This is a genomic window from Amycolatopsis sp. NPDC051373, from assembly GCF_040689465.1.
In the GTDB taxonomy this organism is placed as follows: Bacteria; Actinomycetota; Actinomycetes; order Mycobacteriales; family Pseudonocardiaceae; genus Amycolatopsis.
In genome coordinates this window covers 1-16,069 of record NZ_JBFBAE010000039.1, presented here as the reverse complement: position 1 = coordinate 16,069, position 16,069 = coordinate 1, and the positions used below count along the sequence as shown (strand labels likewise).

Annotated in this window: 16 protein-coding genes; 9 read left to right on the top strand and 7 right to left on the bottom strand. The window is 71.8% G+C overall.

Features of this window, described 5'->3' with window-relative positions; all coding sequences use genetic code 11:
- Nucleotides 1-14: 14 nt before the first annotated feature.
- The 5 genes from AB0383_RS44920 (at nt 15) to AB0383_RS44900 (ending at nt 5,613) form a co-directional block, all read left to right on the top strand.
- A complete protein-coding gene (locus AB0383_RS44920) occupies nt 15-707 on the top strand; it encodes a response regulator transcription factor (protein ID WP_220244423.1) in 693 nt (230 codons plus the stop codon).
- Nucleotides 704-2,134 (top strand): HAMP domain-containing sensor histidine kinase, encoded by a 1,431-nt coding sequence (locus tag AB0383_RS44915; protein ID WP_364182149.1) that lies wholly within the window; start codon nt 704-706, stop codon nt 2,132-2,134. The genes AB0383_RS44920 and AB0383_RS44915 overlap by 4 nt, the downstream gene beginning before the upstream one ends.
- Before the next feature lie 104 nt (nt 2,135-2,238).
- The gene (locus AB0383_RS44910; RefSeq protein WP_364182146.1) at nt 2,239-3,039 is read left to right on the top strand and encodes a DeoR/GlpR family DNA-binding transcription regulator; all 801 of its coding nucleotides are present in this window, start codon (nt 2,239-2,241) and stop codon (nt 3,037-3,039) included.
- Nucleotides 3,036-4,118: a galactose-1-phosphate uridylyltransferase gene (galT, locus tag AB0383_RS44905; protein ID WP_366190499.1), complete on the top strand. Its 1,083-nt coding sequence runs from the start codon at nt 3,036-3,038 to the stop codon at nt 4,116-4,118. The genes AB0383_RS44910 and galT overlap by 4 nt, the downstream gene beginning before the upstream one ends.
- A 79-nt stretch (nt 4,119-4,197) precedes the next feature.
- A complete protein-coding gene (locus tag AB0383_RS44900) occupies nt 4,198-5,613 on the top strand; it encodes a trypsin-like peptidase domain-containing protein (protein ID WP_366190497.1) in 1,416 nt (471 codons plus the stop codon).
- 519 nt (nt 5,614-6,132) lie between these two features.
- Here the strand turns inward: AB0383_RS44900 and AB0383_RS44895 are convergent.
- The 5 genes from AB0383_RS44895 to AB0383_RS44875 all read right to left on the bottom strand — a co-directional run bounded on the left by AB0383_RS44895 (nt 6,133) and on the right by AB0383_RS44875 (nt 9,971).
- The gene (locus AB0383_RS44895; protein WP_366190495.1) at nt 6,133-6,588 is read right to left on the bottom strand and encodes a hypothetical protein; all 456 of its coding nucleotides are present in this window, start codon (nt 6,586-6,588) and stop codon (nt 6,133-6,135) included.
- Nucleotides 6,585-7,751, bottom strand: coding sequence for a molybdopterin-dependent oxidoreductase (locus AB0383_RS44890; RefSeq protein ID WP_364182309.1), 1,167 nt, complete (start codon nt 7,749-7,751; stop codon nt 6,585-6,587). Before AB0383_RS44890 ends, AB0383_RS44895 begins: the two co-directional genes overlap by 4 nt.
- A gap of 254 nt (nt 7,752-8,005) precedes the next feature.
- Entirely contained in the window at nt 8,006-8,635 is a 630-nt protein-coding gene (locus AB0383_RS44885) for a class I SAM-dependent methyltransferase (RefSeq protein WP_364182136.1), read from the bottom strand.
- On the bottom strand, nt 8,632-9,315 hold the full coding sequence (locus AB0383_RS44880) for a DUF2064 domain-containing protein (protein ID WP_364182134.1): 684 nt from the start codon (nt 9,313-9,315) through the stop codon (nt 8,632-8,634). Before AB0383_RS44880 ends, AB0383_RS44885 begins: the two co-directional genes overlap by 4 nt.
- Nucleotides 9,312-9,971: a glycosyltransferase family 2 protein gene (locus AB0383_RS44875; RefSeq protein ID WP_364182131.1), complete on the bottom strand. Its 660-nt coding sequence runs from the start codon at nt 9,969-9,971 to the stop codon at nt 9,312-9,314. Before AB0383_RS44875 ends, AB0383_RS44880 begins: the two co-directional genes overlap by 4 nt.
- A 144-nt stretch (nt 9,972-10,115) precedes the next feature.
- On the opposite strand from AB0383_RS44875, the gene AB0383_RS44870 reads away from it, so the two are divergent.
- The 3 genes from AB0383_RS44870 to AB0383_RS44860 are packed head-to-tail and all read left to right on the top strand — an operon-like array spanning nt 10,116 to nt 13,293.
- Nucleotides 10,116-11,525, top strand: coding sequence for a hypothetical protein (locus AB0383_RS44870; protein WP_366190492.1), 1,410 nt, complete (start codon nt 10,116-10,118; stop codon nt 11,523-11,525).
- Nucleotides 11,526-11,533: 8 nt separating this feature from the next.
- The gene (locus AB0383_RS44865) at nt 11,534-12,235 is read left to right on the top strand and encodes a response regulator transcription factor (protein WP_220244413.1); all 702 of its coding nucleotides are present in this window, start codon (nt 11,534-11,536) and stop codon (nt 12,233-12,235) included.
- Nucleotides 12,232-13,293: a HAMP domain-containing sensor histidine kinase gene (locus AB0383_RS44860; RefSeq protein WP_220244412.1), complete on the top strand. Its 1,062-nt coding sequence runs from the start codon at nt 12,232-12,234 to the stop codon at nt 13,291-13,293. Before AB0383_RS44865 ends, AB0383_RS44860 begins: the two co-directional genes overlap by 4 nt.
- 27 nt (nt 13,294-13,320) lie before the next feature.
- Here AB0383_RS44860 and AB0383_RS44855 read toward each other — a convergent pair whose 3' ends face one another.
- The gene (locus AB0383_RS44855) at nt 13,321-14,157 is read right to left on the bottom strand and encodes an MBL fold metallo-hydrolase (protein WP_366190490.1); all 837 of its coding nucleotides are present in this window, start codon (nt 14,155-14,157) and stop codon (nt 13,321-13,323) included.
- 65 nt (nt 14,158-14,222) lie between these two features.
- Complete coding sequence (locus tag AB0383_RS44850; protein ID WP_366190488.1) at nt 14,223-15,284, bottom strand: NAD-dependent epimerase/dehydratase family protein; 1,062 nt, start codon at nt 15,282-15,284, stop codon at nt 14,223-14,225.
- Between the two features lie 122 nt (nt 15,285-15,406).
- Between AB0383_RS44850 and AB0383_RS44845 the strand changes: the two genes are divergently transcribed.
- Entirely contained in the window at nt 15,407-15,907 is a 501-nt protein-coding gene (locus AB0383_RS44845) for a MogA/MoaB family molybdenum cofactor biosynthesis protein (RefSeq protein WP_328604492.1), read from the top strand.
- The last annotated feature ends 162 nt before the right edge of the window (nt 15,908-16,069 follow it).

Sequence of the window (16,069 nt, the reverse complement as noted above, 5' to 3'; positions counted from 1 at the left end):
GTAAGACTGACGTCATGCGCATCCTTGTGGTGGACGACGATCGAGCCGTCCGTGAGTCGCTCAGGCGGTCCCTGGAGTTCAACGGGTACACCGTCGAGCTCGCCAGCGACGGTGCGCAGGCCCTGGAGACGATCATCGCCAACCGGCCGGACGCGATGGTGCTGGACGTGATGATGCCGCGCCTCGACGGGCTCGAGGTGGCCCGCCGCCTGCGCAGCACCGGCGACGACCTGCCCATTCTCGTGCTGACCGCCCGCGACACCGTCTCCGACCGGGTCTCCGGCCTCGACGCCGGCGCCGACGACTACCTGCCCAAACCGTTCGCCCTCGAAGAACTGCTGGCCCGCCTGCGCGCCCTGCTGCGCCGCGCCGTGCCGGACCCCCAGCAGGGCGAGACGAGCGAGGTGCTGTCTTTCGCCGACCTCACGCTGGACCCCGGCACTCGCGAAGTCCGCCGCGGCGGCCGCGAGATTAGCCTCACCCGTACCGAGTTCGCGCTGCTCGAGTTGTTCCTCTCGTACCCCAAGCACGTGCTGACCCGCGGAAGGATTCTGGAGGAAGTATGGGGTTACGACTTCCCGACGTCGGGCAACGCGCTGGAGGTCTACGTCGGCTATTTGCGTCGAAAGACGGAAGCCGGCAACGAACCGAGGCTGATCCACACGGTGCGGGGAGTGGGCTACGTCCTGCGCGAAACCCCGCCGTGACCGACGCCCCCCCGAGCACCGCCGTTCCGACCGTCGACGTCAGCGACCCGCGCGGCGACCGCTGGGGCACGCGCCGCTTCTCGCTGCGCGGCCGCGTGACGCTGCTGGCCGCCGCCTGCGTGGCCGGCGCCGTGGCGCTCGTGTCGCTGGGCGCGTACATGATCGTGTCGAGCAACCTCTACCAGCAGCTCGACGACAATCTGCTCGCGCGCGCCCAAGCGGCCGTGAACTCGCCGCCGGTGCAGACGCAGCTCGAACAGGTGCCCGGCGCGTTCCTGGCGAGCGCCGACCTGCAGATCGGCCAGCTCAACGCGTACAGCAACAAGCTGATCTACCCGCAGGCCGGCTCGCCGCCGCCGTACGGGCCGTTGGAGCTGGCGGTGGCCACGGGTGAGTCGCCGCGCTCGCTGCGCACCGACGTATCCACGGACACGCGCGTGGTCGCGCTGCCGTCCGGGCACGGCGAGGCCATGGTTCTCGCACAGTCGATGGAGCCGACGAAACGCACGCTCAATGAGCTGGCCGTCGTCCTCTTCCTCGTGGGCGGCGCCGGGATCGTGGTCGCCGCGGGCGCCGGCACGGCCGTCGCGCGCACCGGGCTGCGGCCGGTCGACCGGCTGACGTCGGCCGCCGAGCGCGTCGCCGCCACCGGCGACCTGCGGCCGATCCCCGTGAGCGGTGACGACGAGCTCGCCCGCCTCACCCAGAGCTTCAACACGATGCTCGGCACGGTCGCTGATTCCCAAGAACGGCAACGCCAGCTCGTCGCCGACGCCGGCCATGAGCTACGGACGCCGCTGACTTCCTTGCGCACCAACCTGGAGCTGCTGCTCTCAGCCAGCCGGCCGGGCGCCCGATCGCTGCCGGAGGAGGACCGCGCCGACATCGAGGCCGACATCCGCGGGCAGCTCGACGAGCTCACCCAGCTCATCGGCGACCTCGTGGAGCTCGCCCGCCAGGACGAGCCGCGCGAGCAGACCGAACGCGTGGAGCTGGTCGACGTCGTCGAGCGCGCGCTCGACCGCGCCCGCCGCCGCGCCGGGGACATCGAGTTTGAAGTGGACCTGCAGCCGTGGGTCCTCACCGGCGACAACAGCTCCCTCGAACGGGCCGTGCTCAACCTGCTGGACAACGCCGTCAAGTTCTCGCCGTCCGGTTCGCGCGTGCGGGTGATGCTGCGGCCCCTCGGCGACGGCACGGCCGTGGTCGAGGTCGCCGACTCCGGCCCGGGCATCGCCGAGGAGGACCTGCCCAAGGTGTTCGACCGCTTCTACCGCTCCTCTGAAGCCCGTACGCTGCCGGGTTCCGGCCTCGGCCTGTCGATCGTGAAGCAGGCCGCCGAACGTCACGGCGGCGCGGTCTACGCCATGCACGCCCCGGGAGGTGGGGCGCTGCTCACGATCCGGCTGCCGGGCGCTCCCGGCTGACTCCTCGCCCGTCCGGGGGACGCCGCGCGAAGCACGTCCCGCACACCACATGTTTAATCGTGTAGGATTTTGTGTGGTTGATGGTTCGTGCTTGAGGAGTGGTGGTGCTCGCACGTCAGCGACAGGCGGTGATCCTCGAGGAGGCACGCCGGACCGGTGCGGTCCGGGTCAGTGACCTCGTCGCGCGGCTCGGCGTGTCCGACATGACGGTGCGCCGCGACCTCGACGTGCTCGCCGGCCGCGGCCTGGTCGAGAAGGTCTACGGCGGCGCGACGTCGGTGGTCGGCAAGAGCACCGACGAGCCCGGCTTCGAGGCGAAGTCCGTGCGCCAGCGCGCCCAGAAGGAGGCCATTGCCGAGCTTGCCGCCGGCCTGGTCAAGCCGGGCACCGCGATCGGCCTGTCCGCCGGAACCACCACGTGGACGCTGGCCCGCGCGCTCGACCCCATCCCGGGGCTGACGATCGTCACCAACTCCATCCAGGTCGCCGACGTGCTGCGCGCGTCCACGCAACCCGACCGCACGGTGGTGCTCACCGGCGGCGTGCGCACGCCGTCCGACGCGCTCGTCGGCCCGGTCGCCGTGCACAGCCTGCGTTCGCTGCACCTGGACCTCGTTTTCCTCGGCGTGCACGGCATGGCCGAGGGCGCCGGGTTCACCACCCCGAATCTCACCGAGAGCGAGACTGACCGCGCGCTCGTCGAGGCCGGCCGGCGGCTGGTGGTGCTCGCCGACCACACGAAGTGGGGCACCGTCGGCATCTCCACGATCGCCGACCTCGAAGAGGCCCACGTGGTGGTGACCGACGACGGACTTCCCGACTCGGCGAGGGAGAGCCTCGCCGAGCGGGTCGGAGAACTGATGATCGCCGAAACGGCGGAGAACCTCGAGGCAGAAGACGCGTGAAACGCACCTTGCGACACCTGGCCGACGGCCGGGAGATCATCTACTTCGACCACGACGGCGACCACGAGCGCACGGCCGAGGACACCCGCGACCTCCCGCCGGTGGCCGCGGCGTCGGAGATCCGCCTCGACCCGCTGACCCGCGAGTGGGTCGCCATGGCCGCGCACCGGCAGACGCGCACGTACAAGCCGCCGGCCGACCTGTGCCCGCTCGATCCGACGACGCCGGGACGCCCCACGGAGATCCCGGAGCCCGACTACGACGTGGTCGTGTTCGAGAACCGGTTCCCGTCCTTCTCCCAGAACGCGCACGGCGATCCGTCCACTGTGGACGAGCTCGGCCTCGTGCCGACAGCGCCGGGCCGCGCGCGCTGCGAGGTCGTGTGCTTCTCCAGCGACCACGGCGGCTCGTTCTCCCAGCTGAGCCCCGAACGCGTGCGCCTCGTCGTGGACGCGTGGGCCGACCGCACTCTCGCACTGGGTGAGACCCCGGGCGTCGAGCAGGTCTATCCGTTCGAAAACCGCGGCGAAGAGATCGGCGTGACGCTCTCGCACCCCCACGGCCAGATCTACGGCTACCCCTTCGTCACGCCCAAAAGCGAGCGGATGCTCGACGTCGCGCGCGCGTACCGCGAAGAACACGGCCGCGCGGTGATGGGCGATGTGCTGGCGGCCGAGCAGAAGTCCGGCGCGCGCGTGCTCGTGGAAGGTGAGCACTGGACGGCGTTCGTGCCGCCGGCCGCGCGCTGGCCGGTGCACATCCAGGTCGTGCCGCACCGGCAGGTGCCCGACATTCCCGCGCTCACCGACGCCGAGCGCGACGACTTCGCCCGCGTGTACCTCGACGTGCTGCGCCGCTGCGACGCGCTGTACGACCGCCCGTTGCCCTACATCGCCGCGTGGCACCAGGCACCGGTGCGCCGCGACCGCGACCTGGCGTGGCTGCACCTCGAGCTGTTCTCGGTGTTGCGGGCCAAGGACAAGCTCAAGTACCTCGCGGGTTCCGAGTCCGGCATGGCCGTGTGGATCAACGACGCGACGCCCGAGCAGATCGCGGAGCGCCTTCGCGCGGCGGGCTGAGTACCGGGCGCGGCATACTCATCTCCGAAACACAGGTTCGGCTCAGGAACCTCTCAGGCCCGGCCGCTTAGGTGAGGACATGACCGAGAACGACCCCCACGCGCACGACTCCGCGGCGGGTCGCCAGAACCCGGGTGCCCAGCCGGGCACCGAGGGTCAGGCGGCCTGGAGCCAGCCTACCGCCCCCGGCGCGTCACCCGCGCCCGCGTCCGGTGAGCAGCCCACGTACAGCGAGCAGGCGCAGCAGCAGAACCCCGGGTACGCCACGCCGAACCCGTGGTCCGCGCAGGGCGCGCAGACCGGTCCGATGGGCTACAACAACCCGTACCCGCCCACCGGTGGCACGACGCAGCAGCAGTACGCCGCCCCAGGGACCTATAGCGTTCCCCCGGCGCCCGCGCCCAAGAAGTCCGGCCCGGGCAAGCTGCTCGCGGCCGTCGCCGCGATCGCGCTCGTCATCGGCGGCGTGGCGGGCGGCACCGTCGGCTACCTCACGGGCGGCTCGTCCGGCCCGTCGGTCAACGCGCTCGACCAGCCGAAGCCCGCGCAGCAGACGGGCAACGCGCCGGCCGGCTCCATCGAGTCCGTGGCGCAGAAGCTGTCGCCGAGCGTCGTCGAGCTGCAGGTCTCCGGCCGCACGGCCGCGGGCGAGGGCTCCGGGTTCGTGCTCAGCACCGACGGCTACATCCTCACCAACAACCACGTGGTCGAGGTCGCCGCCAACGGCGGCCAGATCCAGGCCGTGTTCCAGGACGGCAAGAAGGCCGCCGCGAGCGTGGTCGGGCGCGACCCGACGACCGACATCGCCGTGGTGAAGGTCAACAACGTCAGCGGCCTGACCCCGGTCGAGCTCGGCCGGTCCGACGACCTGCGCGTCGGCCAGCCGGTGGTCGCCATCGGCTCGCCGTTCGAGCTCAGCGGCACCGTCACCTCCGGCATCGTCAGCTCCCTGCACCGGCCGGTGCAGGCCGGCGGCGATGAGACCGACCAGACCACGGTCATGGACGCCATCCAGACCGACGCCGCGATCAACCCCGGCAACTCCGGTGGCCCGCTCGCCAACATGAACGGCCAGGTCATCGGCATCAACTCCGCCATCTACAGCCCGAACAGCGGGCAGGGTGGCCAGGGCGGCCAGGCGCAGGGCGGCAACGTCGGCATCGGTTTCGCCATCCCGATCGACCAGGCACGCCGCACGGCCAACGACATCATCAAGACCGGCCACGCCACGCAGACGTTCATCGGCGCCAAGGTCGCCGACGCCCCGCAGGGCGGCGCTCAGCTCGGCGACATCACGCCGGGCAGCCCCGCCGAGAAGGCCGGCCTCAAGTCGGGCGACATCGTCACGAAGATCGACGACCGCACCATCGACAGCGCCGACACGCTCATCGCGGCCATCCGCACCCGCGCCCCCGACGAGAAGGCGACGTTCACCCTCTCCGACGGCCGCACCCTGCAGGTGACCCTCGGCGGCCAGCCCGTACCGGCCAACTGATCGCTCGGTCGCCGGGCGCGACCGAGACCAACCACGGCTCGACCCCCTGGGCAGGGGCCGGACCCTTGAAGGCCACGCGCGACCGGGCACTCGATGCCGGTCGCGCGTGGCCGTCTCCGTTGCCGGGGTGTTCGGCAACAGCCTCGTGCTCACGTGGTCTCGCGGCGGTTCACGGTTGCTGCCGGGGATCGGCAAGGGTGCTCGCGGCGGAACTCCACGACCTGATTCCCGGCGCGGACGAATGCGCTCGGCGGCTCGTAGAGCGTTTGGTCGGTAAGTTTGGTCTCCGCGAACGGCATGGCGGCAGCCGGCTCGCGGCGCTTCAGACGCGGGCGGCTGCGTTGTCCGGAAGATCCTCTGCCATCCCGGCACTGTGACCAGGCTCTTTGCCCGGTAAGGAAAATTAGTGGGCAATCGATGTTTAGCCCGCGCAACCTGTGGGCACCTCACACCCCGCACGGAGACCTCTCCGTACCGAGTCGGAGGCGGTACGGAGAGGTCTTCGGCGTCTTCTCGGGGTTATTGCGCGGCAACGCTCTTCGCCGCGCGGCGACGCGGCTTCCGATGCGCGAGCACCATGCGGGCCGCCCCGGTGAGGATTACGACGGCCCACACCACCGCCAGCGTCAGCAGCAGCCCCGCCCACGTGTTGCCGTCGTGCAGGCCCGGCTTGGGGATGACGCCGTACGTGCGCCACAGCAACGGGAACGCGATGAACCCGAGCACGGCCGTCAGCACCGCGCCCACCTGAACCGGTGCCCGCCACGCCGTGGGCAGCACGCGCGAGAGCAGCAGACCGACGACGCCCGCCACGGGCGCGAACACAGCGTCGTTCGCGATCGGGCCGCCGCCGATCCAGAGCACGGTCTTGAAGCTCTCCGGCCACGCGGGCGCGGCGTAGTCGATGAACAGCGATGCGCCGAAGCCGAGCGCCGCCAGGCCCATGAGCGCGAGCAGGATTCGGATGACCTTCACAGCACCTCCAGCTTTTCGACCCACTTCGTCTGGAGCACGCCAGGGCGACTCGGCGCGATCACACGGCACGGATAGCCGTGGTCGACGTCGAGTACCTCGCCGTTGAGTTCCAGCGCCAGCAGGGTCAGGTCGTCGGCCGTGTGCTCGCCCGGGAGCGTGCTGGCGCCGTACAGGCCGGTCTTGTCGAGCGACGACACGCGCACCTCCGCGCCCGGCTCGGCCCCGACCGCGCGCAGCAGCGTCGGGAAGGAGATCCCGCGCCAGCTCGCCATCTGGCTCCAGCCCTCGACGCACGCGATCGGCAGGTCCGCGCTCACCTGGGGCAGCGCTCGCAGGTCGGCCAGCGTGAACTGCTTCGTCCCGCCCCGCGTCACCACCGACAGCCGCCAGCTCGGATCGACCGCCGTCCGCGTGACGCGCGCCGCGACGGCCGTGCGGTTCACCGGCAGCTTCTGCAGGCCTTTGTCGGTCTTCCACGACAGCCCGGAGACGTCCTTCAGCCACGGCACCGTCGCGCCCGCGGTGGACAGCACCGCCACACCCGTCGCGATCCAAGTGGTCCGCAGGAAACCGCGGCGGGTGAACCCGTAGACCGGCTTTTTCTCGATTTTCTTCGCCGGCTGTTCCTCGGGCTGAGCTTCCGGCTCGGTCTCGCGGGTCAGCGCCCGCCGCACGATCGGCAGCTTCACCGCCACATGCACCACCACCGACCCGATCGCCACCCACGCCACCGCGTAGTGCACTTCCGGGAAGTAGAAGTTCCACGGGTAGTTCTGCGCGACGTTCAGCAACCCCGAGCTCAGCTCGAAGAACGCCGACCCCGACAGCACCAGGATCGACACCCGCTCCAGCGCGTGCGGCAACGACTTCACCAACGGCCGCTCGAACAGCTTCGGGAAGACGCTCCACAGCTTCGCCAGCAGCAACGGGATCGCCGCGATACCCGAGATCACGTGCGCGCCCTGTGTCACGCGGTACAGCCACACCGGACGGCTGGGCCAGAAGAACCACTCCGGCGGGTGCTGGATCAGGTGGCTGAGCAGGCCCGTGACGAAGCAGATGAGGAACGCCAGCCCCAGCAGCGAGCCGATCCGCGCCGTCACGCGCTCGCCGTGCGCCCCGCCTTTGAACTGCTCCTCACGCGGGATCGGCAGCTTCTCGATCCGCTCGTCGACGCGCGCTTTCGCGTGCTCCGCACGGACTTTCGCGCGCGTGGCACCCGCCCGCGCCTGTGCGGCCCGCTCGCCGAACCGCACCTGCGCCTCGGACACGCGCACGTCGAAGCGCCTCCACGCCGCGCCGAGCCGGTGTTCCCGTGACGGCTCGGGTTCTACTGCGGTATTTACGGCGCCCTCGGCTCGTGCCTCGTCCGCGGGAGTTTCGTCGGCCAAACCCCGGCCGGTGGGCTTCTCTTCGGTCATGCCCGCTCCAGCCTCGCGAACCAGCGGTGGCCCCGGCTCGTGGTCCAGTCCACGCGGAATCCCGCGCGCATGGCGACTTCCGCGATCGCGTCGGCCCCGACCCACGCCCAGCCGAACCACGGCCCGGACGAGCCCGGCAGCAGCCGCACCGCCTCCCGCCGTATGCCCCGCCCCGGCGGCTCCAGTTCCACCAGCACGTCCCCGTCGGGCGCGATCAGCTCCCGCATCCGGTCCAGCAGCAAGCGCGGGTCGCCCCCGATGCCGATGTTCCCGTCGGCCAGCAACGCGTGGTGCCAGCGCCCCTCGCCGGGCAGTGGCTGGAAGACGTCGCGCCGCAACGCCACCGCGCCCCGCTCCTGCGTCAGCCGCACGGCCGTGGGCGAGCTGTCCACTCCCAGCGCCACCACACCGCGCTTCGCCAGCGCCGCCGTGAGCCGGCCCGGGCCGCAGCCGATGTCGAGCGTCGGGCCGTCGCACGCGTCGAGCAGCACGGTGTCGCCCAGGTCGCACCCGTCGGTCCAGCGGTCGACGGGCAGGTCGACCCGGTCGCCGTTGGCGAGCTCCAGCCAGCAGTGCTGCCCCAGCAGCCCGCGGTCGAACTCCGTGCCGGTACTCAGTTTTCTCACGCCACTTCCCGTCCTTCGACCGCGCGCACGGCCACCGCGAACCGCCCGCGTGGCGCCTCCGCGGCCACTCGCACGGCGTCACCCATTGTGTCCACATCGGACAGCTCTGGCAGCGGCCCGGCCACCAGGCCGACCGCGGCCAGCGCCCGAAGCGTGCGAACGCCCGTGTCCTCTTGCGACATCGGCACGCCCGCCAGCACCTGCGCGTGGTGCGGGTCCCTGAGCCCGAGCCCCCACCAACCGCCGTCTTCGGCCGGCCCCAGCACCGCGTCGTGCACCCCGTGCAGCACGGGCTCGATCGACGCGCCCAGCAGCTCCGGCGTCACCTGCGGTGTGTCCATGCCGATCTGCAGCACCGGCAGCGCGGCGTGCACCGACGCTGTGTCGGCGTGGGCGTTGGCCAGCCGCGCCCCGAAGTCCCAGCCGCGCTGGGCGATCACCGTCGCCCGCCGCAGCGACCGGCCGATCTCGCTTCCGCGCGCGGCCGAGCCGAGATCACCGGTCATCGCGACCACGGGCAGCGCGCCCGGCGTCGCGCACACCGCGTCGAGCGTGTCGAGCAACGCCGCCGCGGCGATTTCCGCGGCCTGCCGCGCCGTCGCCGGCGGGCACAGGCGGGTCTTCGCGAAGCCGGGCACGGGCGCCTTGGCGACCACGAGCACGCAGAACCGGGAGGTCATCGGGCCAGCACCCGCCCGAAGTCGCGGACGGCGCGCAGCGTGCCCCGCACCGACCCGGACACCTTCGACTTCGTGCCCTTCGCGCGCTCCCCGTAGGTCACGTCGAACTCCCGCACCCGCCAGCCCGCGCGTTGCGCACGGATCAGCAGCTCCAGCGGATAACCGAAGGCGCGATCGGTGACGCCCAGCCCCAGCAACGCGTCCCGCCGCACCGCCCGCAGGGGCGCGATGTCCCGTACAGGCAGCCCCCGGCTGCGTAGCAACAGCGAAAGCACGGCATTGCCCGCCCGCGCGTGCCACGGCCACACACCCGCGTGCGTCGGCACCCGGCGCCCCACCGCGAGGTCGGCGCCGCCTTCCACCGCGGCCACCAGGCGCGGCAGGTCACCGAGGTCGAGGGAGCCGTCGGCGTCGGCGAAGCACACGATGTCCGCCGTCGCGGCCTCGAGCCCCGTGTGCACGGCCGCGCCGTACCCGCGGCGGGGCTCGTCCACCACCTTCGCGCCGAGCGCGGCCGCCACGTCGGGCGAGCCGTCCGACGAGCCGTTGTCCACCACGATCGCGCGGAATCCCGCCGGCAGCGCGGCCAGCACACCGGGCAGCGCGCCCGCCTCGTCGAGGCACGGGAGCACGACGTCTACCTGAAGATCGCTCACACGGCGTACGGTAGGTCCGTAAAGGACGGTCGAGAACCCTTGCGGTGCTTACCGAATCATGACGCGTGGCCAGTTCTTACCGAGTTCTCACAGCTGCCCCTTCCAGGCCCGTGAGACACCTCGGCCGGGGTTATCGTGCGGTCGATGAGCGAGTCGACTTCGGCTGCCCGGCTCGCCGAGCCGCCCGCGCCACCACCCGAGCCCCGTCGTGCCGACACGCGCGGCGACGTGATCGCGGTCGGCGCCGCCCTCGTGCTGGTCGCCGCCGCGGCCGCCGTCGGGGTCTACTACAACCGTCCGAACTCCGGCGTGGTGATCTACGCGCCCACCGCGCCGATCTTCGCCCATTGGCTGCCCCACGTGGGCCCGGGCTCGGTGTTCGCCGCGCTGGTCGCGGCCACCGTGGTCCTGTGGGGCCCCGCGGTCGCGGCCCGGCTGTCCTGGCGACGGGCCCTCGCCGCCGGGTACGCGACGTCACTCGCCTGGATCTTCTCCCTCGCCATGATCGACGGCTGGTCGCGCGGCTTCACCGGCCGCCTGACCACCCCGCAGGAGTACCTCCACGAGGTGCCCGGCATCACGGACATCCCGCGTTTCCTGCGCGAGTTCAGCTCCCGCATCCTCGACTTCCAGCCGAACTCGTGGACCACGCACGTCTCCGGCCACCCGCCGGGCGCGACGCTGGTGTTCGTCTGGCTCGATCATCTGGGCCTGCGCGGCGGCGCCTGGGCCTCCACGGCCGTGGTCGTGGTTGCCGCGCTCATCGCCGTCGCCGTGCCGGCCACCGTCGCCCTCCTCGGCCGCCAGAGCGCCGCCCGCGCCGTGCTGCCCTTCGCCGTGCTCTCCCCGGGCGCGGTGTGGCTGGGCGTCTCCGCCGACGGCCTATTCGCCGGCGTCACGGCCACCGGCATCGCCCTGCTCGCCCTGGCCGCCGTCGGCTTCACCCACGGCCGCCGCTACGCCGCGCCGACCGCGCTGGCCTCGGGCGTGCTCCTCGGCTACGGCGCCTTTCTCTCCTACGGCCTCGTGCTGCTCGGCCTCGTCGCGCTCGCTGTCGCCGTGCTCGGCCGCCAGTGGCGCGCCGCCGCCCTCGCCGTGGTCGGCGCCCTGGCCGTGGTGGCCGCCTTCGCGCTGGCCGGCTTCTGGTGGCTCGACGGCTACCACCTCGTCGTCGAGCGCTACTACCAGGGCATCGCCACACTTCGGCCATACTCGTACTGGGTGTGGGCCGACCTGGCCGCCGTCGCCGTCGCTGCCGGCCCGGCGGTGGTGGCCGCCGCTCGCCGCGGGGTCACGGGGGCGTTCCTGCCCGAGTCGCGCCGCGGCCTGCTGCGCGACCCGGTGCTGCTGCTCGGCATCGCTGCCGTGGTCACGATCGTGTTCGCCGACGTGTCCGGCCTGTCGAAGGCGGAGGTGGAACGCATCTGGTTACCGTTCGGCGCGTGGCTGCTGCCGATGACGGCCCTGTTGCCCGCACCCGGCCGCCGCTGGTGGCTGGCCGGGCAGGCAGTGACCGCCTTGGCGGTCAACCATCTTCTTCTGACGAGCTGGTGAGGTGAGGCATGGAGGACCAGGCCGGGCGCGTGCTCGTGGTCGACGACGACGAGACGGTGCGCGACGTCGTCCGCCGCTACCTCGAAGTCGCCGGTTTCACGGTCGACGTCGCGGGTGACGGCGCCGCGGGCCTCGCGCTGTTCGCCGAACGCGATCCCGACCTGGTGGTGCTCGACGTGATGATGCCGGGCATCAACGGCCTCGAGGTCTGTCGCCGCCTGCGCCAGGTGAGCCACGTACCCATCGTGATGCTCACCGCCCTCGGCGAGGAGGAGAACCGCATCGCGGGCCTCCAGCTGGGCGCCGACGATTACGTCACCAAACCCTTCAGCCCCAAGGAGCTGGCGCTGCGCGTGGCCTCGGTGCTGCGCCGCGCCCGCATGCCGCGCGCCGCGCCTCCCGCGCCTGAGCTCGTCGACGGCGACCTGCGCCTGCAGATGACCGCCCGCCAGGCCACCCTCGGCGGCGCCGAGCTGCCGTTGACCACACGCGAGTTCGACCTGCTCGCGTTCTTCCTCGGCCACCCCGGAGTGGCCTTCTCCCGCGCCGACCTGCTCGAGAAGGTGTGGGGCTGGGACTTCGGCGACCAGTCCACGGTGACCGTCCACGTGCGACGGCTGCGCGAAAAGATCGAACGCGACCCGGCCAAGCCGACGCGGGTCGCCACCGTCTGGGGCGTCGGCTACCGCTACGACCGGGAGCAGTCATGATCAACACCGGTGAATCCGCCCTGGACATGCTCACCCACGTCCTGCACATCCTGCCGTTCGCGCTCCTGTTCGCGCTTCCGGTGGCCGCGGTGGGCGGGCTGGTGCTCTACAAGCTGCGCAACCGCTCGCTGGCCACCACGATGACGGTGCTGGTACTCATTCCCGTGATCGCCCTGCTCGTCGGCGTCATCGGCATCAGTGGCTTCATGTTCACCGAGGCTCTGATGACGGAGCTGCTCGTCTGCCTGCTCGTCGCCCTCGTCACGGTGCCCGCCGCGATCGTGCTCGGCCGCGTGATCGCGCGCCGCAGCGTGTGGGAGCGCGAGGCGCGCGAACGCGAACGCGCCGCCGAAGCGTCCCGGCGCGAGCTCGTCGCCTGGATCAGCCACGACCTGCGCAGCCCGCTCGCCGGCATCCAGGCCATGGCCGAGGCGCTGGCCGACGGCGTGGTCTCGGAACGTCACGAGGTCGCCGACTACGCCCAGCGCATCAGCGGCGAGACCACCCGGCTCTCGGGCATGGTGGGCGACCTGTTCGAGCTCTCCCGCATCACCGCGGGCGCGCTGGAACTCACCATGTCCGCCGTGCCGCTGCGCGACGTCGTGAGCGACGCGGTCGCCGCGCAGTCACCCGTGGCCGAGCGCAAACGCGTGCGCGTGCTGGAGAACGCCGAGGCCTGGCCGGTCGTGTCCGGCAGCGACCCGGAGCTCGCGCGGATCGTGCGCAACCTCGTCTCCAACGCCATCCGCCACACCCCGCCGGACGGCACGGTCGCCGTGCAGCTCGACATCGACGGCGACCAGGCCATCCTCGCCGTCGACGACTCCTGCGGCGGCATCCCGGACGACGAGATCGGCCGCGTCTTCGACGTCGCCTTCCGCGGCACCCAGGCCCGCACTCCCGACCGCAGCGGCACGACCTCCGGTGGTGGCCTCGGCCTGGCGATCGCCAAGGGCCTCGTGGAAGCCCACAGCGGTCACATCGGCGTGCACAACCACGGCCCCGGCTGCCGGTTCGAGGTCCGGCTGCCGCTGGCCAAGGTCGCCGCGTCCGTGTGACCGACCGGCCACAGTGGACGCGCGCGATCAGCCGACGGTGACAGCCTCCACCGGCTCCGCCACCCGCTCCGCGGTCACGCGGAAGAACTGCATCCCCGGGAAGTGCGCAGGCGCGACGATCGTGTCGGTACCCGCGACCTGACGCAGCCACTGCTGGCGCGTGAGCAGCGCGAGCGAGGGATCGCTGTCGCTGATGAACCGGATGTTCGAGTCGACCAGCTGCGCCGGCGTGTGGAGCACGTCGCCGAGCAGCACCACGCGACGGTCGTCCGCGGTGATGTCCACGACGTAGTGGCCCGGCGTGTGCCCGGGCGCGTGCCGCGCGGTGACACCCGGCGCGATCTCCGCGTCCCCGTTCAGCGCGCGCAGGTGTCCGTGGCTGCGCACGGTTTCCAGGCCGATCCGCGTCCAGTCGTGGCGCCCGACCGGCTCGACGAGCGCGGCCCAGTCCTGCGCGCCGTAGAGCACCGTGGCGTTCGGGAAATACGGCTTCCCCTGCGGCGCCAGCCAACCGACGTGGTCGGAATGCAAGTGCGTCAACAGAACCGTGTCGATGTCGGCCGGCGAGCACCCGGCCTCGGCGAGCGCGACGGGCAGGCCGCCGCCCGCGCCCATGTCGCCGTCGTCGGGCCGCAGGCCCTCCGGGAACTCGATCTCACGCGGGCCGAGCCCCGCGTCGACGAGGATCGTCCGGCCGTTACCGCGGACGAGGAACGCACCGGTGGGGACGTGGACGGTGCCGTCTTCCGCGAACGCGTCGGGATGTCTCCCCGCGTCGAGTCCCGGGAAGAACGGCGCCGGCAGCCGGATACGGCCGTCGGCCAGCGCATGGATCTCGATGTTCCCCACCTCGATGGACCGCATGCACACGACCAAGATCACAGTGCCCGGAAATAATTCCGGGAAGTGACCTTCATCTCAAGCGCGTCTCAGGCGCAGACGGGCGCGCGCAACTCCGCCGTGGCGAACGAGGTGATGCCGTCCTCGAACGTCGTTTCCGCCGTGAACCCCAGCAATTTCCTGGCCAGAGCGGGATCGGCGACCACGTGCCGGACGTCCGCGGGCCGCGCGCCGCCGACGATGCGCGGCTCCGGCCCGCCGTACGCACGCGCCAGTTCCCGCGCGAGGTCGCCCACCGTGTGCGGATCACCCGAGCAGACGTTGAGCGGCGTGATGTCCCCACTCGGCCCTTCGGCGTGCAGCGCCAAGGCGTTGATGCGCGCGACGTCGTGGACGTGGACGAAATCCCGTTGCTGCCGCCCGTCCTCCAGCACGGTCGGCGCGTCACCACGCTCGAGCGACGAGCGGAACAGCGACGCCACCCCGGCGTACGGCGTGTTCTGCGGCATCCGCGGGCCGTATACGTTGTGGTAGCGCAACGCCCACACCGTGCTGCCTGTTTGGCGCGCCCACGCGCCGGCGAGGTGCTCCTGCGCCAGTTTCGTTGCGGCGTAGGTACTCCTGGGCAGAAGTGGTGCACCTTCGGGCACGAGTTGCCAGTGCAGCTCCACGCCACAGTCGCCGCACGTGGGCTCGAAACGGCCGGCGTCCACATCGGACTGCCGCCGTGGCGAAGGCGGCACGATCCCGTGGCGCGGGCACGAGTAGCGGCCCTCGCCGTAGACCACCATCGACGAGGCCAGCACGAGCTTGCGGACGCCGGCCGCGTGCATCCCGGCGAGCAGCACCGCCGTGCCGTAGTCGTTGTTCAGCGCGTACGACGGCGCGTCCGACGGATCCACGCCGTGCCCGACGACGGCCGCCTGGTGGCACACCGCATCGACGCCGACAAGCAGCTCGGCGACCTCGTCCGGGTCCGTGACGTCGCCGCGCACGAACCGGTGGCGGCCCGTGTACTCCGGCGGCGTGGCCGTGCCGTGGGCAGTGGGCAGGAGGGTGTCCAGCACCACGACCTCGTCGCCCGCGTCGGCCAATTGGTCCGCGACGTGGGACCCGATGAACCCGGCTCCACCGGTGATCAGTACTCGCACCCTGCCGACGCTAGGGCGCGCGGACCGGACCACGCCCGGTTCAACCGGACCACGTCACCGAATCGTCAGGAATCACCCGCCCACGGCGGCGGGCGGGTGCCGTCACCGGATACGGTGTCGGCATGGAACGGAGCGCACAGCGGCTGGGCCGGGCCCTCGTGGTGATCGTGGACGACCGGGTCGCCCACGGGGAGCACGAGGACAACACCGGACCGCTCGTCACCGAGCTGCTCGAAGAGGCCGGCTTCATAGTCGACGGCGTCGTGGTGGTCGAGGCCGAGACCGCCGGCATCCGCAACGCGCTCAACACCGCGGTGATCGGCGGTGCCGACCTCGTGATCACCGTCGGCGGCACCGGCGTTTCGCCGCGCGACCGCACGCCCGACGCCACGGCCGGCGTGCTCGACCGGCCGATCCCGGGCATCGGCGAGGCGCTGCGCGCGTCCGGCCTTGCCGCGGGCGCGGTCGATGCCGGCATCTCCCGGGGCCTCGCGGGCGTCTCGGGCAGCACGCTGGTGGTCAACCTCGCCGGCTCGCGCGCCGCGGTGCGCGACGGCATGGCCACCCTGTCGTCGCTCGTGCCACACGTGATCGACGAGCTCTCCGGCCTCGAAGAGGTCTGAACCCCTCTCGTACCGGCCGCCGCGCCTGGCCCGTCACCACGAGGGCCAGGCGATTCGCGTCTCTCTGTGACGCTGCTATGTGGCGTCAAGGGGTCGTAGGTGCGGTGTTGTGGTGTTGTTGGAGAGTGCGGAAGAGTTGGCGGGCGATGATTCGCTTGAGGC